Origin of the sequence: Streptomyces sp. NPDC048442 (genome assembly GCF_040651475.1) — a bacterium.
In the GTDB taxonomy this organism is placed as follows: domain Bacteria; phylum Actinomycetota; class Actinomycetes; order Streptomycetales; family Streptomycetaceae; genus Streptomyces.
In genome coordinates, this window is sequence record NZ_JBEZKB010000010.1 from 244182 (window position 1) to 267434 (window position 23253).

The 23253-nt window shown below is 70.3% G+C and carries 18 protein-coding genes and 1 pseudogene; 10 read left to right on the forward strand and 9 right to left on the reverse strand.

Going from position 1 to position 23253, the window contains the following annotated elements; genetic code table 11:
* Positions 1-47: 47 nt before the first annotated feature.
* Entirely contained in the window at positions 48-1175 is a 1128-nt protein-coding gene (locus tag AB0D18_RS18140) for a class I SAM-dependent methyltransferase (RefSeq protein WP_362418837.1), read from the forward strand.
* Between the two features lie 213 nt (positions 1176-1388).
* Here AB0D18_RS18140 and AB0D18_RS18145 read toward each other — a convergent pair whose 3' ends face one another.
* From AB0D18_RS18145 to AB0D18_RS18155, 3 genes are all read right to left on the reverse strand, one after another.
* A complete protein-coding gene (locus AB0D18_RS18145) occupies positions 1389-1616 on the reverse strand; it encodes an exodeoxyribonuclease VII small subunit (protein WP_362418840.1) in 228 nt (75 codons plus the stop codon).
* A gap of 59 nt (positions 1617-1675) precedes the next feature.
* Complete coding sequence (gene xseA / locus AB0D18_RS18150) at positions 1676-2887, reverse strand: exodeoxyribonuclease VII large subunit (RefSeq protein WP_362418843.1); 1212 nt, start codon at positions 2885-2887, stop codon at positions 1676-1678.
* Positions 2888-3398: 511 nt separating this feature from the next.
* Positions 3399-4874 (reverse strand): APC family permease, encoded by a 1476-nt coding sequence (locus AB0D18_RS18155; protein WP_362418846.1) that lies wholly within the window; start codon positions 4872-4874, stop codon positions 3399-3401.
* A gap of 97 nt (positions 4875-4971) precedes the next feature.
* Here AB0D18_RS18155 and AB0D18_RS18160 point away from each other — a divergent pair, with 97 nt between their 5' ends.
* Both AB0D18_RS18160 and ppgK read left to right on the forward strand, forming a co-directional pair.
* Complete coding sequence (locus tag AB0D18_RS18160; protein ID WP_362418849.1) at positions 4972-5952, forward strand: 4-hydroxy-3-methylbut-2-enyl diphosphate reductase; 981 nt, start codon at positions 4972-4974, stop codon at positions 5950-5952.
* A 45-nt stretch (positions 5953-5997) separates the two neighbouring features.
* Entirely contained in the window at positions 5998-6735 is a 738-nt protein-coding gene (gene ppgK, locus AB0D18_RS18165; RefSeq protein ID WP_362418852.1) for a polyphosphate--glucose phosphotransferase, read from the forward strand.
* Between the two features lie 147 nt (positions 6736-6882).
* Here the strand turns inward: ppgK and AB0D18_RS18170 are convergent, their stop codons facing one another.
* Positions 6883-7398, reverse strand: a complete 516-nt coding sequence (locus AB0D18_RS18170; RefSeq protein WP_362418940.1) for a DUF6542 domain-containing protein — start codon at positions 7396-7398, stop codon at positions 6883-6885.
* Between the two features lie 320 nt (positions 7399-7718).
* Between AB0D18_RS18170 and ychF the strand changes: the two genes are divergently transcribed.
* From ychF to AB0D18_RS18185, 3 genes are all read left to right on the forward strand, one after another.
* Positions 7719-8807 carry a redox-regulated ATPase YchF gene (ychF, locus tag AB0D18_RS18175; protein ID WP_362418855.1) on the forward strand — a complete coding sequence of 363 codons (1089 nt, stop codon included), beginning with the start codon at positions 7719-7721 and terminating at the stop codon, positions 8805-8807.
* Positions 8808-9810: 1003 nt separating this feature from the next.
* A complete protein-coding gene (locus tag AB0D18_RS18180) occupies positions 9811-12726 on the forward strand; it encodes a tetratricopeptide repeat protein (RefSeq protein WP_362418858.1) in 2916 nt (971 codons plus the stop codon).
* Between the two features lie 109 nt (positions 12727-12835).
* Positions 12836-14821, forward strand: coding sequence for an FAD-dependent oxidoreductase (locus AB0D18_RS18185; protein WP_362418861.1), 1986 nt, complete (start codon positions 12836-12838; stop codon positions 14819-14821).
* Between the two features lie 85 nt (positions 14822-14906).
* On the opposite strand, the pseudogene AB0D18_RS18190 reads toward AB0D18_RS18185, so the two are convergent.
* Together AB0D18_RS18190 and AB0D18_RS18195 are read right to left on the reverse strand one after the other, a co-directional pair.
* Positions 14907-15138: pseudogene (locus tag AB0D18_RS18190) on the reverse strand (IS1380 family transposase); the annotation flags it as partial.
* Between the two features lie 553 nt (positions 15139-15691).
* Positions 15692-16087, reverse strand: coding sequence for a RidA family protein (locus AB0D18_RS18195; RefSeq protein WP_362418864.1), 396 nt, complete (start codon positions 16085-16087; stop codon positions 15692-15694).
* Between the two features lie 137 nt (positions 16088-16224).
* On the opposite strand from AB0D18_RS18195, the gene AB0D18_RS18200 reads away from it, so the two are divergent.
* Together AB0D18_RS18200 and AB0D18_RS18205 are read left to right on the forward strand one after the other, a co-directional pair.
* Entirely contained in the window at positions 16225-17199 is a 975-nt protein-coding gene (locus AB0D18_RS18200; RefSeq protein WP_362418867.1) for a WYL domain-containing protein, read from the forward strand.
* Positions 17200-17349: 150 nt separating this feature from the next.
* The gene (locus tag AB0D18_RS18205) at positions 17350-17940 is read left to right on the forward strand and encodes a malonic semialdehyde reductase (RefSeq protein WP_362418870.1); all 591 of its coding nucleotides are present in this window, start codon (positions 17350-17352) and stop codon (positions 17938-17940) included.
* A 129-nt stretch (positions 17941-18069) separates the two neighbouring features.
* Here the strand turns inward: AB0D18_RS18205 and AB0D18_RS18210 are convergent, their stop codons facing one another.
* Positions 18070-18651: a DUF4245 domain-containing protein gene (locus AB0D18_RS18210; protein WP_362418873.1), complete on the reverse strand. Its 582-nt coding sequence runs from the start codon at positions 18649-18651 to the stop codon at positions 18070-18072.
* Between the two features lie 197 nt (positions 18652-18848).
* On the opposite strand from AB0D18_RS18210, the gene glpX reads away from it, so the two are divergent.
* The gene (gene glpX / locus AB0D18_RS18215; protein WP_362418876.1) at positions 18849-19880 is read left to right on the forward strand and encodes a class II fructose-bisphosphatase; all 1032 of its coding nucleotides are present in this window, start codon (positions 18849-18851) and stop codon (positions 19878-19880) included.
* Between the two features lie 168 nt (positions 19881-20048).
* Here the strand turns inward: glpX and AB0D18_RS18220 are convergent, their stop codons facing one another.
* Together AB0D18_RS18220 and AB0D18_RS18225 are read right to left on the reverse strand one after the other, a co-directional pair.
* The gene (locus tag AB0D18_RS18220; protein WP_362418879.1) at positions 20049-20432 is read right to left on the reverse strand and encodes a WhiB family transcriptional regulator; all 384 of its coding nucleotides are present in this window, start codon (positions 20430-20432) and stop codon (positions 20049-20051) included.
* A 159-nt stretch (positions 20433-20591) separates the two neighbouring features.
* On the reverse strand, positions 20592-21308 hold the full coding sequence (locus AB0D18_RS18225; protein ID WP_362418882.1) for a DUF1707 domain-containing protein: 717 nt from the start codon (positions 21306-21308) through the stop codon (positions 20592-20594).
* Between the two features lie 165 nt (positions 21309-21473).
* On the opposite strand from AB0D18_RS18225, the gene AB0D18_RS18230 reads away from it, so the two are divergent.
* Positions 21474-23141, forward strand: a complete 1668-nt coding sequence (locus tag AB0D18_RS18230) for a fumarate hydratase (protein ID WP_362418885.1) — start codon at positions 21474-21476, stop codon at positions 23139-23141.
* Positions 23142-23253: the final 112 nt, after the last annotated feature.

The window sequence follows — 23253 nt, forward strand, 5'->3', positions numbered from 1 at the left end:
GAGACACTGGGGCCCTTGTGGCACCGGGACCCTGGGACACTGGGCGGGTGACCCTTCAGGAGTTTTTCCGGTGGACCGAGGCCGACGGCACCGCGGCGCAGAACCGTTGGCGGTCGGAGAACGGTGCTCCGGCACCCAAGCGGGTCGTCGTCGCCGACGACCGGACGACCGCGGACGCCGCGTTCAAGCTCGTCTGCGAGGGCACGGCGCTGCTGTGGCGCGGCGACTTCCACAACGCGCGGCAGCTGCTGACGGCGCTGGCCCGACGGGTCGACCGCAAGGGCGCCAAGCCCGGCCAGACCCCGGCCGAAAGCTTCCATCTCCACCGCCAGGCCCAGTCCCGGCGCACCCGGATCCTCGGCATGCTGGTGGTGCAGGTCGAGCCGGGACACCGGGTTCCGCTCCGCCGGGCGCCGGAGGTCGCGGACGCCTGCACGGGTGCGTACGGCCCTGCCGACGAGCCGTACACGGTCTCGCTGCGTGAGCTGCTCGGGGTGGTCGGCGCGCACGAGTGGCGCAAGAACGGCGTGCAGGTGCCCGCCCTCGGCGGCGACCGCATCCACCCGCACTACGGGGTGTTCTCACCGGCCCGCGGCGAGTACGTCGACCTGGTCGCCGACGCTCCGCTGCCCGCGCTGACGACCGCGTTCGACATCGGTACGGGTACGGGCGTGCTGTCCGCGGTGCTGGCCAGGCGCGGGGTGCAGCGAGTGATCGCCACCGACCAGGACCCGCGGGCGCTGGAGTGCGCACGGGAGAACCTCGAACTGCTCGGGGTCGGCGACGCGGTGGAGGTCGTCCAGGCCGATCTCTTCCCGCCCGGCCGGGCTCCCCTGATCGTCTGCAATCCGCCGTGGGTGCCCGCCCGGCCTCGCACCCCGGTCGAGTACGCGGTCTACGACCCGGACAGCCAGATGCTGCAGGGCTTCCTGGACGGGCTGCCCGCGCACCTGGAGCCGGGCGGCGAAGGCTGGCTGATCCTCTCGGACCTGGCCGAACACCTCGGCCTGCGGACCCGCGCGGAACTCCTGGCCCGCTTCGAGGAGTCCGGCCTGCGGGTCCTGGACCGCCTGGACATCGCCCCGCGCCACCCCCGGGCCAGGGACACCACGGACCCGCTGTACGAGGCGCGGAGCGCGGAAGTGACGTCGCTTTGGCGCTTGGCGACGCGCTGAGGGCGCTGCGGCACCTGGCGGCGTACTGAGGGTCGCTGTGGCGCTTGGCGACGTACTGAGGGCGCTGTGGGTGCCTGGCGACGCACTGAGGGGCGCTGTGGCGTCCGGCGACGCGCTGAGGGTCGCTTTGGCGCCCGGCGACGTACTGAGGGTCGCTGCGGCGCCCGGCGACGCGCTGACTCCGGCCCCTGGCCGTCGGGGGCGGGCGCGGGCTCAGCCCTGCCCGGCGGCGGCCTCTCCCGGTTCGGCGAGGGCCGCGTTCAGCCGCGCGCGGGCGCCGTCCAGCCAGCGGCGGCACACCTTCGCCAGTTCCTCGCCCCGCTCCCACAGGGCGAGGGACTCCTCCAGGGTCGTGCCGCCCGCTTCGAGGCGGCGTACGACCTCGATGAGCTCGTCGCGCGCCTGCTCGTAGCCGACCTCGGCTTCATCCGTCTTGGCCATGCGTTCCACCCTATGTGCGAGGTCCGACAGCAGCAGTACAGCCGTGGCTACGGTTCGGGCTACAGCTCGGGGACCCTCACCACGAACTCCCCCTCCGACACACGTGCCCGCAGCTCGTCGCCGGCGGACACGTCCTCCGGGGACCGCACCACCGCGCCGTCGGCGCGCTGCAGCACCGCGTACCCCCGTTCCATGGTCGCGGCGGGTGACAGGGCGACCACCCGGGCGCGGGTGTGCGACAGCTCGGAGTCGGCGCGGTCGAGGAGGTGCCCGAGCGTCCGCCGACTGCGCGCGACGAGCGCGTCGACCTCCGCCTCCCGCTCCTCGACCATCCTTTGGGGCCGCTCCATCACGGGCCGGGCCAGGGCGGAAGACAGCCCGCGTTCCTCCCGGTCGAGCATGCCCCGCACCGTACGCAGCGCACGGTCGCGCAGCCCTTGGACGCGGTCGAGCTCCTCACCCACGTCCGGTACGACCTTCTTCGCGGCGTCCGTGGGCGTGGAGGCCCGCAGGTCGGCCACCAGGTCGAGCAGCGGCGAGTCCGGCTCGTGCCCGATCGCGGAGACGACGGGGGTACGAGCGGCGGCCACGGCCCGCACCAGCTGCTCGTCCGAGAAGGGGAGGAGGTCCTCCACGCTTCCCCCACCCCGCGCCACGATGATCACGTCCACGTCCGGCAGGGCGTCCAGCTCCTCGACCGCCTGGACGACCTGAGTGACGGCGTGGACGCCCTGCACCGCGACGTTCCGCACTTCGAAGCGGACGGCGGGCCAGCGGTGCCTGGCGTTCTCCAGTACGTCCCGCTCGGCGGCGGAGGCGCGGCCGGTGACGAGGCCGATCAGCTGCGGAAGGAAGGGCAGCGACCGCTTCCGGTCGAGCGCGAAGAGCCCTTCGGCAGCGAGGGACTTCTTCAACTGCTCCAGCCGGGCGAGGAGTTCACCGATCCCGACGGGCTTGATCTCACTGGCCCGCAGCGAGAGCTGACCGCGCGGCGCGTACCACTCGGGCTTCGCGTGGACGACGACGCGGGCACCTTCGGAGACGACGTCGGCGACCGCGTCGAAGACCTGCCGGTAGCAGGTCACGGCCACGGAGATGTCGCTCGACGGGTCCCGGAGCGTAAGAAAGACGACGCCTGCGCCGGGTCGGCGGGAGAGCTGGGTGATCTGTCCTTCGACCCATACGGCACCGAGACGATCGATCCAGCCACCGATGAGGCGGGAGACTTCGCCTACGGGGAGGGGGGCGTCGGCGGAGGTGTGGAGAGCCATGGGGTGAGGCTAGCGGGGATCGTCGGCGGGGTTGGTGCGCGAGGCCGCGCAATCTCCGCCCTTCCGGGCACCTTCGGCCCGGTCCGGCCACTTCAGCCTGGTCCGGCCATTTCAGCCCGTCCGGCGTTTGAGGACGCGCGGCGCAGCCGTGCACCGGGCGCAGCCCGGGACGCCCGCCCCCACCGGCGCGAGCGGTGCTGCCTTTTCCGCCCCGCGGCGAGCGGTTTAGGTGAAGGGGTGGGGAGGGGCCGAATCCGCGAAGCGGCCCACCGGGCCGCACGGGGTGCGGTGGCGGAGCGGATGCGGTCGCGGAGGAGGGTGTGCTCCGCGTGGGGGCCGCCCCCTTGCCCACCCGTCCCGCCCCCGGGGGGCGGCCCCGCTGCCCAAGGAGGCTAGGGGTCGGAGGGCGGAGGGGCGGCCCCGCTGCCGGGCGGCCCCGCTGCCCAAGAGGGCTGGGGGTCGCAGGGCGGAGGGGCGGCCCCGCTGCCGGGCGGCCCCGCTGCCCAAGAGGCTAGGGGGCGGAGGGCGGAGGGGTGGAGGGGCGCCCCCGCTGCGCGACCAGTACCCCAAGTCCCACCACCAGCCACACCGCCCCCACCACCTGTGCCGTCCTGCTCGCCTCCACGATGACCGCCACCGCGATCGCCGCGCCGATCACCGGGGCCAGGACGTGGCGCCACCACACCGGCGGCCCCTCCTCCCGCCGTACCGCGAACCAGCCCACCACCGATGCGTGCAGCAGCACGAAAGCCGTCAGGGCGCCGATGTCGACCACCGACACCAGGTGGTCCATGCCGTCTCCGCGCCGCGCCGCCCACACCGCCGCCACCAGCGTCACCACTGCCGCGAGCCCCAGTGCCACCCTCGGCACGCCGGACTTCGCGTCCACCCGTGCCAGGAGCTTCGGCAGCCTCCGTTCCCGTGCCATCGCGAACAGCAGCCGTCCCGCCGCCGCCTGCCCGGCCAGCGCCGCGAACGCCGCCCCGATGGCCTTGCTGACCGCCACCAGGTCGTGCAGCCACGACCCGACCGCCCCGTCCACCGCGTCGTAGAAGGCCGTCCCCTGCTTCTCCGGGTCGGCGGCCAGCTCGGCCGCCTGGACCGGCGAGAGCAGCGCGACCAGATACGTCTGTACGACGAAGAGCACGCCGGCCAGCGCCAGACAGAGCAGCACGGCCCTGGCGACCCGCGCCGAGCCCCCCGTCACTTCCTCCGCGAAGGAGGCGATGGCGTCGAATCCCAGGTAGGACAGGACGGCGACGGACACCGCTCCCACCACCGCCGCCAGCGAGAACGACCCCATCGACCCGTCCCCGGTGAGCGGCGACAGCCAGTCCCGCTGCGCCCCGTCCTGTACGAGCACGACCACCGCGGCCACCACGAACACCAGCAGTACGGCGATCTCCAGCGCGAGCACCGCGAAGCCCACGCGGGCGGCGGCGCGTACGCCCCACATGTTGAGCGCGGTGGTCACGACCACCGCGATCGCCGTCCACACCCACTGCGAAACCGACGGGATCAGCGCGTGCATCGCGATCCCGGAGAAGAGGTAGGCCACGGCGGGGATCAGCAGATAGTCGAGCATCGCCATCCACCCGGCGACGAAGCCGGGCCCCTCCCCCAGCGCGGCGCGCGCGTACGCGAAGACGGAGCCCGCCCGCGGCACCACCCGTACCATCTGCGCGTAGCTGAAGGCGGTGAACGCCATCGCCACCGTCGCGACGAGATAGACGAGCGCGACGGCGCCGTGCGACTTGGCGTCGAGGGTGCCGAATACGCCGACCGGGGCCATGGGCGCGATGAACAGCAGCCCGTAGACGACCAGATCCCGAAACCCGAGACTCCGCTTCAGCCCTGGCGCCCCGGAACTGGTCGCCCCGGAACTGGTCGCTCCGGTACTGCTCTCCCCTGCGCTGCTCGCTCCGGCCGCTCCTGCTGTCCCGGCCGGCCCTGTTGCCCCTGCTGCTCCGTCAGGACTCCCCGCCATCGTTCCTCCGTACGTACGTGCGCACCTTCGGCCGTCAGGCCCAGTGTTGCCCCGTACGCGATCTTTGGCCTCCCGGGCACGGCCTTACGATGGACGCATGACTTCCTCCCCCGCCCGCCGTGTCCTGCTTGCCGCCCCCCGTGGCTACTGCGCGGGCGTGGACCGCGCCGTGATCGCCGTCGAGAAGGCGCTCGAGCAGTACGGTGCGCCGGTCTACGTCCGTCACGAGATCGTCCACAACAAGTACGTCGTGCAGACCCTGGAGAAGAAGGGCGCGGTCTTCGTCGAGCAGACCGCGGAGGTCCCCGAGGGCTCCATCGTGATGTTCTCCGCGCACGGCGTCGCCCCGACCGTCCACGCGGAGGCCGCCGAGCGGAAGCTCGCCACGATCGACGCGACCTGCCCGCTGGTCACCAAGGTCCACAAGGAAGCCGTCCGGTACGCGAAGGACGACTACGACATCCTCCTGATCGGCCACGAGGGCCACGAGGAGGTCATCGGCACGTCCGGCGAGGCCCCCGACCACATCACGCTGGTCGACGGCCCCGAGGACGTCGCGAACGTCACCGTCCGCGACGAGTCGAAGGTCGTCTGGCTCTCCCAGACCACCCTCTCCGTCGACGAGACGATGGAGACGGTCGACGCCCTGAAGTCGAAGTTCCCCAACCTCCTCTCGCCGCCCAGCGACGACATCTGCTACGCCACCCAGAACCGCCAGATCGCGGTGAAGAAGCTCGCCGAGGACGCCGAGCTCGTCATCGTCGTGGGCTCCAAGAACTCCTCGAACTCGATCCGGATGGTCGAGGTCGCCCTGGACGCCGGCGCCGGCGCCGCGCACCTGGTGGACTTCGCGAGCGAGATCGACGAGGCGTGGCTGGAGGGCGTGACGACGGTCGGCCTGACCTCGGGTGCCTCCGTCCCCGACGTACTGGTGGACGGCGTCCTGGAGTGGCTGTCCGAGCGCGGGTACGGCGACGTGGAGACCGTCAAGACGGCCGACGAGTCGATCACCTTCTCGCTCCCCAAGGAGCTCCGCCGCGACCTGCGCGCGGAGGCGGCGGCCCTCGGCAGCAAGTAGCACTTCGCCCTACCCGTGCCGGTGGTGCGTCGTAACGTGGTGTCCATGAACGTGTTCGGAGTGGACATCGGCGGTTCGGGCATCAAGGGCGCTCCCGTGGATCTGGAGCGGGGCGACCTTGCCGAGCCCCGGCACAAAGTACTGACCCCGCACCCGGCCACGCCGGACGGCGTGATCGAGGGCGTCAAGGAAGTCGTCGATCACTTCGGCTGGTCGGGCCCGGTCGGCATCACCTTCCCCGGCGTCGTCACGGACGGCATCACCCGCACGGCCGCCAACGTCGACAAGGGCTGGGTGGACCTGGACGCCCAGACCCTGCTCGGCGAGCGCCTCGGCCTCCCGGTCACCGTCCTGAACGACGCGGACGCGGCGGGCGTCGCGGAAATGACCTTCGGCGCGGGCGCAGGCCGCAAGGGCACGGTTTTCCTGCTCACCTTCGGTACGGGCATCGGCAGCGCCCTCTTCCTCGACGGGAAGCTCGTGCCGAACACCGAGCTGGGCCACCTGGAGCTGCACGGCCACGACGCCGAGAAGCACGCCTCCACGAAGGCCAAGGAGGACGAGGACCTGAGCTGGGAGCACTGGGCGAAGCGCGTCACCAAATACCTGGCGCACGTCGAGATGCTCTTCTCCCCTTCCCTCTTCATCATCGGCGGCGGCGTCAGCCGCAAGGCCGAGAAGTTCATCCCCCTGATCGAGGGCATCCGCGCGGAAATCGTCCCGGCGCAGCTGCAGAACAACGCGGGAATCGTGGGGGCGGCCATGGCGGCGGCGAAGCGCTGAGCGCGTGGCGCTTGGCGCGTGGCTGGGGGTGCCGGGCTGGGGGGCCAGGAGGTGCCGGTGGTCATCTGCGGGTCGTTCGGGGCTGGTCGCGCAGTTCCCCGCGCCCCTGAAGGGCGCTCCTGAAGGGGCGCCCCTGGGTGCGCCTCTTTACGGGGCGCTGCGGGGGCGGGAGCGTCGTACGGGTGCCGGGGCGGCTGCCCGTTGGGCTGCCTGGCGGCGTCCCATCTGGCGGATCTTGCGCACGCTGGCGATCAGGCCGGCGATCAGCGTCCCGCCGTACAGCCAGCCCGCGTGCACGGCGAGCGCGGTGACGACGGCCATCAGCCGGCTGCCGAAACCGTCCGAGCCGCCCGCGATGGGCAGCAGCCCGCAGGCGAAGGCGATCGGCACGCTGATCGGCGCGGTGACCAGGTCGGCGGGCCGCACCCACAGCGCGGTCACCAGGCTGACCGGCAGGAACAGCACTCCGTACACGACGGGCGACCCGTCGAACAGCAGCAGGTCCAGGAACGCCAGCGCCAGCATCGTCAGCGAGGCGAACAGCCCGCCGCCGAGCCCGGTCAGCCGCGGATTGGGCAGCCGCCGCAGCGCCAGCACCACCGGTGCCACGGGCCGCGCTGACCGCCCCGCGCCCCGGTAGACGGTCGCGGTCTCGGCGGTGATCTCCCGCGCGGCGATGTGGTGCGGTCGGCGCGGGGAGGGGCGGGGACGGGTCCTGGGTTGCTCCACCGGACCAACGTAGGTCGCCGGACTGGCGGATTCCGAGCTGGGACACGCCTTTTGGACGAGCTTGGCGTTGAGTTCGACGGCGTACGCCCGGCGGGCCGGGCAGCGCACGCGCCGAAGGCCCGGCAGCGTACCGGGGCGGGCGGTGCTCCTCCCCGTACGACACCCCCACCCCCCGCCCGTAAACTGGGGGATCGGTCGGCCCACCCCCGGGCCCGCACCAGCTCCTCATCTCTCCGCTACGGGAAGTCGCCAACGTGTCGCTCACGATCGGAATCGTCGGTCTGCCGAATGTCGGCAAGTCGACCCTGTTCAACGCCCTGACCAAGAACGACGTGCTGGCGGCCAACTACCCGTTCGCCACCATCGAGCCGAACGTCGGTGTCGTCGGCGTCCCGGACCCCCGCCTCGCCGTCCTCGCGGGCATCTTCAACTCGCAGAAGATCCTCCCCGCCACCGTCGACTTCGTCGACATCGCGGGCATCGTGCGCGGCGCGTCCGAGGGTGAGGGCCTGGGCAACAAGTTCCTCGCGAACATCCGCGAGTCCGACGCGATCTGCCAGGTCATCCGCGCCTTCAAGGACGAGAACGTCGTCCACGTCGACGGCAAGGTGTCCCCCAAGGACGACATCGAGACGATCAACACCGAGCTGATCCTCGCCGACCTGCAGTCCGTCGAGAAGGCGGTGCCCCGCCTCACCAAGGAGGCCCGCCTCCAGAAGGAAAAGGTCCTGGTCCTCGCCGCCGTCGAGAAGGCCCAGAAGATCCTGGAAGCCGGCGAGACCCTCTTCTCCGCGGGCATCACCAAGGGCACCGAGCAGGGCGACCTCCTGCACGAGCTGCACCTCCTCACCACCAAGCCCTTCCTCTACGCGTTCAACGTCGACGAGGACGAGCTGGTCGACGAGGACTTCAAGAACGAGCAGCGCGCCCTGGTGGCCCCCGCCGAGGCCATCTTCCTCAACGCCAAGATCGAGTCCGAGCTCATCGAGCTGGACGACGAGGAAGCCCTCGAACTCCTCCAGTCCATGGGCCAGGAAGAGCCCGGCCTGGCCACCCTCGGCCGCGTCGGCTTCGACACCCTCGGCCTCCAGACCTACCTCACGGCAGGCCCCAAGGAGACCCGCGCCTGGACGATCCCCAAGGGCGCCACGGCCCCCGAGGCGGCCGGTGTCATCCACACCGACTTCCAGAAGGGCTTCATTAAGGCCGAGGTCATCTCCTTCGCCGACCTGGTCGAGACCGGCTCGGTCACCGAGGCCCGCGCCAAGGGCAAGGCCCGCATGGAGGGCAAGGAGTACGTCATGCAGGACGGCGACGTGGTGGAGTTCCGCTTCAACGTGTAATCGTGCCGTTACTGCACGCTAGGCGATTCGTCAAGTGTGCAGGTCGGAAGGGGCCGACTCCTGATGGAGTCGGCCCCTTCGCCGTCAGCGTGCTGGATGGGTGCTGGATATTCTGACGCTGGATCAGGCGGTCGCCGAAGCGCGGCGAGGAGACGGTCGCGGGCGGCGGGGTGGTCCGGGTGGTCGTCGAGGTAGCCGGCGTTAAAGGCCTGAGGGTGGAAGCCGGCCAGGGCGTCGTGCCAGGACGGCCGGGCCGCAGAGGTAGTGGGTGCCGCCCGCGTTGGAGCCGGCGACGGGCTCCACCGGGAGACTGTTGGGCAGGGCGATCGACTCGATCGGGTCGGTACGGGCCAAGTCGAACTCGCCGTCGCAGGACAGGTACGAGGCGACCTCGGGATGTGCCGCGATTCTGTGGAGCAGTGCGCTGTCCGAGAGGACGGCCGGGTTGAGGGCCCGGACGATCGCTGGGGTGAGGGGGCGTCCGGCGAGGACGTGGCGGATGGCATCGAGGGGGGACGGGGCGCTCGTAGTAGTCCTCGAAGTGGGCCTGGACGGCCTCGGGGGTCGGATGGGGTCCGGCTTCTCGGAGTCGGACCCCCTGGCGTTTTCCCGTGCGAGGCACGAGACGCGGTCACTTCGGGATCAGCGGCTCTGCAGGAGCCAAACAATCCAGGCGACAGCCCCGGTACCCGCGGCGGTACCGGCCCCCGTAACAAAGCTGTACAGCATCGCTGCACGCAGACTGCGGACCGTGTCCCGCGCTGTGGTGGGCTCTATCGATTCCATGACCACTCCCGGCTCCTCGTACGGTGCGCTGCTCCGTCAATGAGCGGGCGCTGATAAGAGGTTGGGCCCACTGCACACGGGAATACTGTTGAACCGGGCACGACGGGCAGAAGTCTCAAATTCTCCTCGTCGCAGGCGTGCCCGCAGTGCCCGTCGAGGGCAGCGGACACGGCGGTCAGCGCGGCCACGAGGACCGTCATTGCCTTGGGGGAACCCAATGGACCAGCGCGCGCGTGCGTTCTACGAGGAATTACGGGCCCTGGAGAACCGTGCCAGGGCGGCGAAGCGTGCGGCAGGCCGGGGCTACTCTCGGCGGGAAGTCGGCCGCGCCGTCAAAAGGTACGGCGCAGAGGTAAGCGCACAACGGGTCAGCGACTGGCTGTCGGACACCGCGGGGCGGGCGAAGGTTCCCAGCCCAGGCAGCAGCGAGCAGGTCTGGGCTCTGGTCCGGCTGTGGAGCCACTGGGCCGGCGAGGTTCCCAACGAACGTTACTGGCGGACGTTGCTGGACCATGCTCAGCCCGTGGAACGGGGACGTGCGACAGCGCCGGCCGCAGCCCGGTTCTCCCGTCAGGGCGAGGGAGGGGTCGTGGCGTCGTCCGATGTCTCCTCGCTGCGTAGGCTTCCCCGGGACGTGGCGGCGTTCACGGGACGCGTTCATGAGCTGGAGCAGCTTGTTGCGACGGGCGGCTCGACCGGCGGGGTGACCGTACGCACTGTGGACGGGATGCCTGGTGTGGGGAAGACCGCGCTGGTCACCCGTGCCGCGCATCTGCTCGCCGACCGCTTTCCCGACGGTCAGATCTTCATCCGGCTGCATGCCCACACCCCTGGGCAGCGGCCGGCCGAGCCTGCCGAAGTGCTTGCCGGCCTGCTCGCCGGAGTCGTCGGGGCCGCCCAGCAGATACCGGTCGACCTGGACAGCAGGGCGGCCCTGTGGCGTGGTCATCTGGCCGGCCGCCGGATGCTGCTGGTCCTCGACGACGCGGTCGATCACGCACAGGTCGAACCCCTGCTCCCGGCCATCGGCGACTGTCTGGTCCTTGTCACCAGCCGCCGTCGCCTGGTCGCAATGGAGGGCGCCGCACCTCTGTCGCTGGAGGTACTTCCGCAACGCCAGGCCGCCGAACTGTTCACTCGCCTCATTCACCGCGCAGCCACCGACAGCAGCACCGATGCCGAAATGGTCGACGAGATGGTGCGGCTGTGCGGCTGTCTGCCGCTGGCCATCTCGTTGCTCGCGGGGCGGCTGGCGCATCATCCTGCCTGGAGCATCGCCCAGTTGGCGGCAGACTTCATCGCGACACGGGACCGGCTCGACGAACTGCACGCGGGTGACCGCACCGTGGCAGCCGCCTTCGAGCTGTCCTACCGAGACCTGCCTGCCGACCGCCAGCGGCTGTTCCGCCGGATCGGCCTGCATCCCGGGCCCGACATCGACGCGCGCGCCGCCGCCGCGCTCGACGACATTCCCCTGGCTCGGGCACGCCGTGAGCTGGATGCCCTGTACACCGACCACTTGATCGACGAGCAGGCACCAGGCCGCTATCGCCCACACGACCTTGTACGCGACTATGCCCGCACCCTGGTCAGCCGCGACCCGGCAGAGGACCGCGAGCGTGCTGTCACGCGTCTTCTGGACCACTACCAGAACCTTGCGGAAGCAGCCGACCGCCACCTCTCGCTCGCCCCGCGGCCCGTCGGCGGCGCCGCCCTCGACACGGAACTGGGCTCCCGGGAAGAAGCGTTGGTCTGGATGCATGCCGAGCGTGCCAACCTGTTCGCCTGCGCCGACCATGCTGCGGCCACCGGCGAGCACGCCCGGGTCGTTCGGCTGGCAGCGGCGATGACCGCGTTCCTCTACCAAGAAGGCCCCTGGCAGCAAGCCGCCGCTCTGCAGGACCGTGCGGTGGCCGCCGCGGCCCGCAGCGGTGACCGGCATGGCCAGGCCAGTGCTCTGACGGCACTGGGGCATGTACGTCTCCTGACCAACGACTACGCGGCGGCAGTCGTGCTGGAGGAGCGGGCACTGGCCCTTTATGGGGAGCTCGGTGACCGGCACGGCCAGGCTCAGGCTCTGACCGAACTGGGCCGCGTGCTCCGGCTGGTCAACGACTACCCGGCAGCGACCGAACGGCAACGGCAGGCGCTCGCCCTGCAGAGGAACCTGGGCGACCGGCACGGCGAGGCCGAGGCCCTGACCGAACTGGGTTTCGTTCGGTACCGCACCAATGACTACGCGGAAGCCGCCGAGCTGCAGGAGCAGGCGCTCACCCTCTACTGGGACCTCCGTGATCGCCATGGCGAGGCCGGCGCCCTCAGCAGGCTGGGATTCGTGCGATTCCGGACCGGGGACTATCCGGCCGCTGCGACGCTCCAGGACCGGGCTCGGCTCATTTACTGGGAGTTGGGTGCCCGCCAAGGCGAGGCCAACGTGCTGACCGAGTTGGGCCACATCGAAATCGTCACCGGCCGGCACGGCCGCGCGGTCGAGCCACTGGAGCGCGCGCTCACGCTGTACCGGGACCTCGGTGACCGGCACGGCGAGGCGGACGCGCTGACGGAACTGGGACGGGGGCAGACCTCGGCCGGAAACTTCGCACAGGCCACCGCACTCCTGGAGCAGACCCTCGAATTGTTGCGACAGCTGGGCGATCACCTGCACGAGGCTTACGTCCTTACGTGTCTGGGCAGGGTTCGCACCATCACCGGTCAGCACGCGGAGGCGGCCGAACTGCTGCTGCGGTCGCTCGCTCTGCGCCAGGAACTGGGTGATGCCCGGGGGGAGGCCGAGGCGTTGAACGCCCTGGGTGACCTACTCGTCGAGTCTGCGGGGACCGACCAGGCACGCGCCCGTTACGAGCAGGCGCTGAGGCTCACAGCCGTGGTACCGAATCCGCTGGAGGAGGGACGGGCACTCGAAGGCATCAGCCGGTGCAAGGAACTCGACGGTGCGCTCTCCGACGCACTGGCCGATATCAGGGGGGCGGTCGGAATCTACCGTCGTCTCGGGGCAGCCGAGGCGGAACCGGCCGCGATGCGACTGGCCCGTCTGGCTGGTGCCGTCCGGTCGGCTGATTCGAATCACCCGCCCGTCGAATCACCGGCCCGCGATGATCCGGCCTGTAGCTGAGCGTCTTCACCGGGGATCCATCATCGCGCAGCCGAGACATATCCCGTTACGGGAAAGGAATCGCATGGATTCGACGCGGTCAGACCCGCAGGACGTCAGGGTCGCGGTGGTGAGCCCTGTGGATGTCCCCGAAGACCCCCGGGAACAGTGGTTCATCGAGGCCGCCGCCATCGCCCGTCACCCACTGTCCCACTGGGAGCTCTTCACTCACCGGAGCGGGACCGACGACGCCGTGTCCGTCGCTGAGGAGGTGGTGGCCGACGGGGGGTTCGCAGCAGTCATCGCAGGCCTGCGGGAAGAGGAGTCCGAGGCGGCTTTGCGGCTCTACCGGAAAGCGGGCCTGCCGGTGCTGCTGCCCCTGGTGACCGGTCCCGCCGCCGGTGCGGAGAGGGACGACACCGTACTGCGGATGTACCCCAGCGACTCCGACCAGGCCGCAGCGATCGACCGCGTCTGCGAGGAACGCGGCGTACGGAGGCTTGCCGTCCTGCATGACGGCAGCGCACGAGGACGGCAAGTGGGACAGCGGCTGAGCCGACGGACTGCCACGGCAGACGGCACCGGACCGATTGCCGAGGTACACCAGGAGTGGCCCGGCAGCCAATGGCTGGGAGCGGTCGTCCTCTGCGGAACGGCCTCCGGCGTGGCCGACCTGCTGCGCCGCAGCCCCTCTACTGCCGGACAGTTGGTCATACTTACCGACGACTGCGTCCTCCCGGACGCCGGCCAGGGGGATCTCCGGCCGGCAGGCCGCACCATAGTGGTGACCCGGCCGGTCGGGGGCGGAGCCACTCGGGTAGCGGCGGCGTTCGCTGCGCTGGGCGGAGCCCTGGCCAAACACCCGGAGCGGCGAGGAGCAGCGCTTCTGGACACAGTGCGCGGGGAACTGGCTGAGCCCATCGGCCCACAGGATGACACTCCGGACCACGGTTGGCAGGTCCGGACGCAGCGACCGACTCCCCGGCCGTCGGAGCGGGCGGCTGAGCAGCACCACGAGATCGCTGTTCTCGGCGGCGGCATGGTGGGCAGGGCAGCGGCCGCCGAACTCGCCGAGGCCGGTGCCTCGGTGGTACTTGTGGACGACGGCGCCCCGGGATCGTCGGCCAGTACGGTGTCCGGCGGACTGATCCGGGCCTTCGAACTGGACAAGGGGGAGCGAATTCTCGCCTGTGAGGCGTTCCTGGCGCTGTGGGGGCGGCCCGAACTCGCTACTGCGTACGGGTTCCGCCGCACAGGAGCCCTGGTACTCCTCGGGCCGGCGGACCTGGAGAAGGCCGCTGCGGCGGTCACTGAACTGCACAAGCTGAACATTCCGGCCGAGTTGGTCTCCGTGTCCGGGCTGAACAGGCGCTGGCCGGACCTGCGGACAGCCGGGATCGCGGGTGCAGTCTGGGAGCCGGGAGCGGGCTATGCACGCGGCACTGTGGCCATGGCTGCGCTGCTGGACCGCGCCCGGCTGGCAGGCGTACGGGTCCTTTCCCAACACCGGGTCGACTCCCTCACCGCCGGTCCGGACGGCACCGCCGTGCTGACCTGTTCCGGGGCCCGGGGAAGTGACCCGGCCCGCAGGCAATTGCGCGCCGACATCGCCGTAGTTGCCGCAGGCTGCGCCACCCCCGCCCTGCTCGGGGACCGCTGGCCGGCTGACCGGCCTGCCGCGAGCAAGCTCATCCGCTACGGAATCTTCGAGTCGGGCGGCCGGCGCCTGCCCACCATCGTCGATGCCGTCACCGGCGCCTGGGCGCGCCCGGACGGAAGCGACGGGCTCTTGGCCGGCTACCCCCTCGACGGCTGGAATGCCCCCGCCGCCCCGGCGACGATCCCCAACGACCAGCAGGTGCGATGGATACGGCACGGGCTCTCCTCTCGATTGCCCTTCCTCGGCGAGGCAAAGCTGCTCACCGGATCAAGCGGCACTGACCTGTTCATCGACGGCGGACTACCCGCACTGGGCCCGCTGCCCGGCCTGCCGCCCACTGTGGTAGCCGCTGGGTGGTCGGGAGCGGGCTTCAAAACCTCTCCTGCGGCAGCCCGACGAGCCGCAGCTGCCGCCCTGCAACTGCTGGAAGGGCAAAGGAAGCGCCGCACGTCTTAGCCTCGAGCATTGGCATCCACGCGAGGGGGGCGAGTGCATGCGAGGGAGGTGATCTCCAGTCAGATCCGGTTCTGTGCGGCGTCGTAAGGGGCAGGTTGCGCAGGCCGGTGTCGCGGGCGTTTCGGATGCGGTCCTCGCAGCGGGCTTCTGCGGTGGCGCAGTTCGAGGTCGGCGGGCTGGCCGCCTGTGGTGTTGGTCGCGAAGCAGGTCAGTCGCAGTCCGTCGAAGTCGGTGAAGCGCAACTGGGCACCGGGGTGGGGGCGCTCCTTGCGGACGATCAGCCGCATGTCCTTGGGCCAGGTGCTCAGGTCGGGCACCTCGCCGAGCACGCGGTGCCCGCAGCAGGGGCAGGGGTAGCGGTCGCTCACCTGGGCAGTCTCCTTGCCGGTCCCACCGGTGCGCCATGGATTTCTCGGCCTCCGCCCGCCCGACCAGTCCGCAGCCAGTCCGCGGGACACTCGTAAACGGCCGTCGAGAGCCAACGCATGCCAACGAGGAAACCCCAGGTCAGAGCCCTGGAAGGGGCTCCGCCGCAGGTCAGGATCAGTCCACAGACGTTCCGCTTCAACGTCTGACGGTTTCCGTCACAGGGGCCGACTCCTTCGGGGGTCGGCCCCTCGCTGTTTCCGGTGTCTCGGCCGAGGACTGCGCGGTACTCCGAGAGGCGTACGAGAACGCCCTGGGCAACATCAATGTGCAGGAGCGCGAGCTGATTGGTCCGGATGTGGCGGAGATCGTGATCCTGGCAGCTCGCTACCGCTACTGAGTCCGCTGTGTCCTCGGTGAGTAGTTGACCGGAAGCCGGCCGACTGCCCGCTCCCGCTGCTCGCGCCGGGCCGGCCGGCGCGGCAGCGGAGGAGCGGAGGCGCCTCAGGCGACGGCGGTTCCCTCAAGTTCGACCAGTTGGCCGGGGATTGCCAGTCGCGCCACCCCGAGCATCGTGGTGGTCGGTGCGACCTGGGCGGCGCCCAGCCGTCCCGCCAGCAGGCCGTAGTGCTGGAAGAGCAGGTCGACGTCGGTCGTGTAGACGTTGAGCCGGACGAGGTGGGCGAGGGTCATGCCCGCCTCGCTCAGCACGGCCTCCAGGTTGGCGATGCTCAGCCCCAGCTGCGCCGCCATGTCACCGTCGTGCTCGGGCTTGCCTTCACCGCTCATCGCGGTCTGTCCCGAGATGTACAGGGTCCGTGTGTGCCCAGAGACGACCTCGCCCTGGTTGAAGCCCATCTCCACCGACCACGTCACCGGGTTGACCGCAGTTCGTTCCATTGTCGAAGTAGCTCCGTTCGGTTCGTTGAGAGTACGAACGTCCATCGGCTCGGTAGCCGCCACGCTCTGACGCCGTGTCAACGAGGCTCTCAACCAATCACGACACCCTTAGTCATGTATTCCGTTAAAGTTCCCGCATGCGCGCCGACCGGTTGGTCTCCCTGGTGCTCCTGTTGCGCCGGCACGGTCGGTTGACTGCGGACACCCTGGCCCGCGAGCTGGAGGTTTCCACCCGCACGGTGCTGCGCGACATAGAGGCACTGTCCGTGGCCGGCGTCCCGGTCTACGCCGAGCGCGGCAGGCACGGCGGTTTCGCGTTGCTGCCCGACTTCCAGACGGTGCTCACCGGGCTGAAGCACGACGAGGCGCTCGCCCTGCTGATCGCCGGATCGCGGCGTGGCGCGCAGCTGTTCGGCCTCGGCTCGGCGCTCGCCTCGGCCATGCTCAAGGTGGTCGACGCACTGCCCGAAGCCCTTCGGGACTCCGCGGCCGGGGCGGCGCAGCGACTGCTCGTCGACCCGGAGACCGACCTCCTCTCGCGCCGCGTGGCCGGCGAGGAGCTGCCCGACGCCCTCGTGAGCGAGGTCCGGCGCGCGGTGTTCGCCGGACACAAGCTGCGCATCCACTACGCGGCCGTGGACCAGGCCCCCAAGTGGCGCACGGTGGACCCGATCGGCCTGGTGACCGTACGGGAGCACGGCTATCTGCTGGCCACGAGGTCCGGCACGGACCGCACCTACCGGCTGTCGAGGGTGCTGGCCGCCGAGGAACTCGACGAACCCGCGCAGCGGCCGGACCGAGTCGATCTGGACCGGGCCTGGCAGGAACGCACCACCCGGTTCCGGGCCGGCGACGACCAGGTCGCCGTGCTGTTACGGGTGGACCCGGCGCGGCGGGAGGAACTGGTGGGCACCGCACTGGCCGTCCGCACCGAAGAAGCCGACGCGGACGGCTGGCTGCGGATGAACGTGACCTTCCAGGATTCGAGGCACGCGGAATGGGCACTGTGGCAGCTCGCCACGAACGCGGAGGCGCTGGCCCCGCAATGGCTGCGCACCTCCCTGCACAACCGCGCCGCCGCGCTCGTCACCCGCTACGGAGTGCCCTCCTGAGCCAGGCCCTGGCCACGGCGTTGCCCCGCTCCTCTCACGGTGCGGATGTGACCCCTGCCACGATCACCCACCGTTAGTTGAAATTTAACCTAAAGCCGCTCTACGGTGGTGGCATCGCTTGATTCTCCGCACGTCTGGAAGGCACGACGCATGTCCCTCGTTCTTGACCCCGCCGCCCAGGACCTCCTCTTCCGCGAGGCCCGCACCGCCAACACGTTCACCGACGAGCCGGTGACCGAGGAGCAGGTCCAGGCGATCTACGACCTGGTCAAGTACGGCCCGACCGCGTTCAACCAGTCGCCGCTGCGCGTCACCCTGGTCCGCTCCCCCGAGGCCCGTGAGCGCCTCGTCGGTCTGATGGCCGAGGGCAACCAGCCGAAGACCGCCAAGGCCCCGCTGGTCGCGATCCTGTCCGCCGACAACGAGTTCCACGAGGAGCTCCCGGCGCTGTTCCCGCACTTCCCGCAGGCCAAGGACGCCTTCTTCTCCGAGCGCCCGGTCCGCGAGCAGGCCGCCCTGATCAACGGCACCCTGCAGGCCGGTTACTTCCTGGTCGGCGTCCGCGCCGCCGGTCTGGCCGCCGGCCCGATGACGGGCTTCGACTTCGCCGCCGTCCAGAAGGAGTTCCTGGACGACGACCACACCCCGCTGATGATCGTCAACATCGGCAAGCCGGGCGAGGACGCCTGGTTCCCGCGCTCCCCGCGACTGGCCTACGACGACGTCATCACCACCGTCTGAGCCATGCACAAGTGAGCAAGTGAGCAGGGGCCGCCGCACCGATCGGGTGCGGCGGCCCCTTCCGCGTACCTACGACTGTCCGCGTACCTACGACTGCTTCGGCTACTTCGGCTACTTCGGCTACTTCGGCTACTTCGGCTGCGGAGTCTGGGGAGCCTGCGGCGTCTGCGGCTGCTGCGGCTGCTTCGTCTTCAGTGCCGCCGCCATCTCCGCGAGGCGCTCGTCGATGGCCGTGCCCATCACGACGGTGGTGGCGCCCTTGTCGGTGCGGACCAGGGCGTCGTACTTCTCGCCCTTCCAGACCTGCCAGGTGCGGCCGCCGGCCTCCTGCGTCTTCCCGGTGTCCTTCGCGGAGAGCGTGACCTTCGGGACGTACTTCGCGGGGTCGTTCGTCGACTGCTCGACCGCGACGTACTCCTTCTGCGGGTCGAGGAAGCCCAGGTGCCAGGCCTTGCCCTCGTCGCCGCGGTACGTCACCGAGGTCGCCCGCCACTCCTTCGGCAGGCCCTGCGGGGCGAGCACCGGGTAGGGCGCGGACCGCTGGGCCGTGCTGAGCTCGACCCGGTAGTCGACCGTCTTGAGGGGGTCGGCGTTCTCGTCGTGCGGGATGACCGTGTAGATGCCGGCGACGACGGCCCCGATGACCACCATCGAGAGCACCATGTCCCGGATCTTCTGATTGCCACGCTTCGCTGCTGCCACGTCCTCCATGGTCCCCCATGCGGGTCTCCCGCCCCGCTCCAGGGGGCGGACGTAACCGATATGCCGCTCATACGTGCACCCCCTCTGCTCATTTTGTCGATGTACGGATAGAGTTCGGAGTACCGTCCCCTTCCCGGTTTCCGGGTTTCCCGGTACCTCCTCTCCCGGCCGTCGCCGCCGTAGCCGTACAGAAAGGTCCGCACCCGATGACCGAGCACCAGCTCCCGTCGCCGCTCGAAGTTCCTGCCGAGGCCCCCGACCGCAACCTGGCCCTCGAGCTCGTTCGCGTCACGGAGGCCGCTGCCATGGCCGCCGGCCGCTGGGTCGGCCGCGGCGACAAGAACGGCGCCGACGGCGCGGCGGTCAACGCCATGCGCACCCTCGTCTCGACCGTGTCGATGAACGGCGTCGTCGTCATCGGCGAGGGCGAGAAGGACGAAGCCCCGATGCTCTACAACGGGGAGCGGATCGGCGACGGCACCGGCGCCGAGGTCGACATCGCGGTCGACCCGATCGACGGCACCACGCTGAACGCGAAGGGCATGCCCAACGCGATCGCGGTGCTCGCGGCCGCCGACCGCGGGACGATGTTCGACCCGTCGGCCGTCTTCTACATGGACAAGCTGGTGACCGGCCCCGAGGCCGCCGACTTCGTCGACATCAACGCCCCGGTCTCGGTGAACATCCGCCGGGTCGCCAAGGCGAAGAACTCCACCCCCGAGGACGTCACGGTGATGATCCTCGACCGTCCCCGCCACGAGGGGATAGTGAAGGAGATCCGGGAGACCGGCGCCCGCATCAGGTTCATCTCGGACGGCGACGTCGCCGGTTCGGTCATGGCCGTACGCGAAGGCACCGGCGTCGACCTGCTGATGGGCATCGGTGGCACCCCCGAGGGCATCATCAGCGCCTGCGCGATCAAGTGCCTGGGCGGCACCATCCAGGGCAAGCTCTGGCCCAAGGACGAGGCGGAACGTCAGCGCGCCATCGACGCCGGGCACGACCTGGACCGCGTCCTGCACACCAACGACCTGGTCAGCGGCGAGAACGTGTTCTTCGTCGCCACCGGCATCACCGACGGCGAGCTGCTGCGCGGCGTCCGCTACCGCTCGGCGACCGCCACCACGCAGTCCCTGGTGATGCGCTCGAAGTCGGGTACGATCCGCCAGATCGACTCCACGCACCGCCTGTCGAAGCTGCGCGCTTACAGCGCGATCGACTTCGACCGCGCGAAGTAGCACACGCGGCGAGAAGAAGTAGCACACGCGGCGAGAAGCTGCGAGCGCGACTGAGGGGCGGCCACCCGGTGACAGGTGGCCGCCCCTCACTCGTACGCACGCGATGCACTCGTACGTCCGCGATGCACTCGTACGCACGCGATACACCCGTACGTACGCGACGCGCGCTCAGCCCGCGATGCGGTGGTCCCCCGTTCCCGGCGCCGCCTGCAGTTCTATCTCGCGCCGGCGCCGCCTGGCCAGGACCACCCGGCGCTCGGCGGCGGTGAGGCCGCCCCAGACGCCGTACGGCTCGGGCTGCAGCAGTGCGTGCTCGCGGCAGGCGATCATCACGGGGCAGCGGGCGCAGACCCGCTTCGCGGCCTCCTCGCGGGACAGCCGGGAGGCGGTCGGCTCCTTCGACGGGGCGAAGAACAGCCCGGCTTCGTCCCGGCGGCACACCGCCTCCGTGTGCCATGGGCCGGCCTGGTCCCGCTGATCACGGACCGGTACCGGCGCACGCTGCGCGGGCACGGTGGCGACCTGCAAGGACTGATGCGGCGGTTGCAGCACGGTCTACTCCTGACGACGGCTTCGCGAGCGAGCGACGATGCGCAGTCCCTACCCGCTGTGCCGACGCCTATGCACAGGGTTTCGAACCATGTCCAGTACGCCCAGGGCGTGTTGGGGCTTCGGAAGCCCACATTCCGCCGTATTCCACCCGCAGTCCGGTCAGTGGCCGAGGTGTTTGCGCAGGCGGTCGTGCAGGTCGGCGATGAGCTTGCCGCGCTTGGGCTTCGCCTCGATGTTGCCGAACACCGAGAGACCGTTGACGACCACGACCGGGGCCTCGGGGTCGGCGGCCTCCAGGGTGCGGACCTCGAAGTTGCCGAAGATCCCGTTGCCGTTGCCGCGCAGGGTGATGTTCTCCGGGACGCGGATCTCGACGTTGCCGAAGACGGAGGTCGCGTTGATGGTGGTGAGCCGCTGCGCGAACAGGGCCTCGGTCAGGTCGATCTCGATGTTCCCGAAGAGCGCGAAGGCCTTGGTGCGCGGGGCGATGCGCCAGCGGCCCTTGCGGGTGGAACTGCTGAAGACGGCGACGAGGCTGTCCTCCACCTGGGCGCCCTGACCTGCCGCGTACGGGTCGTACGCGGCCGAGGGCGCGGGAGCCGGGGCCCGGCCGCTGCTGCCGCCGGGCGCGGGCAGGTCGCTCACCAGGGGCTCAAGCTCGGCCTGGGTCTTGGCGCGGTAGACGGCGTCGATGCGCTCGCCGTGCTCCTCGGCGTCGAGCCGGCCCTCGGCCATGGCCTCCCGCAGAATGTCCGCGACCCGGTCGCGGTCCGCGTCGGAGGCGCGGAGCGAAGTCTGCTGCGCCACCGGGGCGGGCGGCTGCGGCGGCTGCGGCGGCTTTCGAAGGGACGGCTGAGGCTTCTTTTCGAGGTCCACCCGACCACCGTACCGAAACGCGATAGATCGCGACAGGGGGCCACAGGGGGCGACTGAGCCTTACCTCACTGACGCGGGAGCCCGCGGCCGTTCTACGCTGGTGGGCGCGCCGTACCAATGGAGGTACGACGACGCTGTCTGCCCGCCTAGTGAGGAACGGCCGAAATGCCAGAGTTTGCGTACTCCGATCTGCTCCCGCTGGGAGAGGACTCCACGCCGTACCGGCTGGTGACCGCCGAGGGTGTCTCCACCTTCGAGGCCGACGGGCGTACGTTCCTCAAGGTGGAGCCGGAGGCGCTGCGCAAGCTCGCCGCCGAGGCGATGCACGACATCTCGCACTACCTGCGCCCGGCCCACCTGGCGCAGCTGCGGCGCATCATCGACGACCCGGAGGCGTCAGGCAACGACAAGTTCGTCGCCCTGGACCTCCTGAAGAACGCGAACATCGCGGCGGCGGGTGTCCTGCCCATGTGCCAGGACACCGGCACGGCGATCGTCATGGGCAAGCGCGGGCAGAACGTGCTGACGGAGGGCGAGGACGAGAAGGCCCTCTCCCACGGCATCTTCGACGCCTACACCAAGCTCAATCTGCGGTACTCGCAGATGGCCCCGCTGAACATGTGGGACGAGAAGAACACCGGCTCCAACCTCCCCGCCCAGATCGAGCTGTACGCGACCGACGGCGGCGCCTACAAGTTCCTCTTCATGGCGAAAGGCGGCGGCTCGGCCAACAAGTCGTTCCTCTACCAGGAGACGAAGGCGGTCCTCAACGAGGACTCCATGATGAAGTTCCTGGAGGAGAAGATCCGCTCGCTGGGGACGGCGGCCTGCCCGCCGTACCACCTGGCGATCGTGGTCGGCGGTACGAGTGCGGAATTCGCGCTGAAGACCGCCAAGTACGCCTCCGCGCACTACCTGGACGAGCTGCCGTCCGAGGGCTCGCCGACCGGGCACGGCTTCCGGGACCAGGAGCTGGAGCAGAAGGTCTTCGAGCTGACGCAGAAGATCGGGATCGGCGCGCAGTTCGGCGGCAAGTACTTCTGCCACGACGTGCGGGTGGTGCGCCTCCCGCGCCACGGTGCGTCGCTGCCGGTGGCCATCGCGGTGTCCTGCTCGGCGGACCGCCAGGCGACCGCGAAGATCACGGCCGATGGCGTCTTCCTGGAGGAGCTGGAGAAGGACCCGGCGCGGTTCCTGCCGGACACGACGGACGAGCACCTGGACGCCGATGAGGATGTCGTACGGATCGACCTCAACCGGCCGATGGACGAGATCCTCGCCGAGCTGACCAAGTACCCCGTCAAGACCCGGCTCTCGCTGACCGGCCCGCTGGTCGTCGCCCGTGACATCGCGCACGCGAAGATCAAGGAGCGGCTGGACGCGGGCGAGGACATGCCGCAGTACCTGAAGGACCACCCGGTGTACTACGCGGGCCCGGCCAAGACCCCCGAGGGTTACGCGTCCGGCTCCTTCGGCCCGACCACCGCCGGCCGGATGGACTCCTACGTCGAGCAGTTCCAGGCGGCGGGTGGCTCCAAGGTCATGCTGGCCAAGGGCAACCGCTCCCGGCAGGTCACGGACGCGTGCGGCGCGCACGGCGGCTTCTACCTGGGCTCGATCGGCGGGCCGGCGGCGCGGCTCGCCCAGGACTGCATCAAGAAGGTCGAGGTCGTCGAGTACGAGGAGCTCGGCATGGAGGCGGTCTGGAGGATCGAGGTCGAGGACTTCCCGGCCTTCGTCGTCGTCGACGACAAGGGCAACGACTTCTTCACCGCCCCCGCCGCCCCACCACTCCTCACCCACATCCCGGTCCGAGGCCCCGGCCTCCCCTAACCTCCGGGGTACACGGCCCCGCCGCCCCCCAGCCTCCTTGGGGGGCGGCGGGGCCGGTGGTCGTCGTGCGGGTGCGTCGTGGCTGATCGCGCAGTTCCCCGCGCCCCCAAAA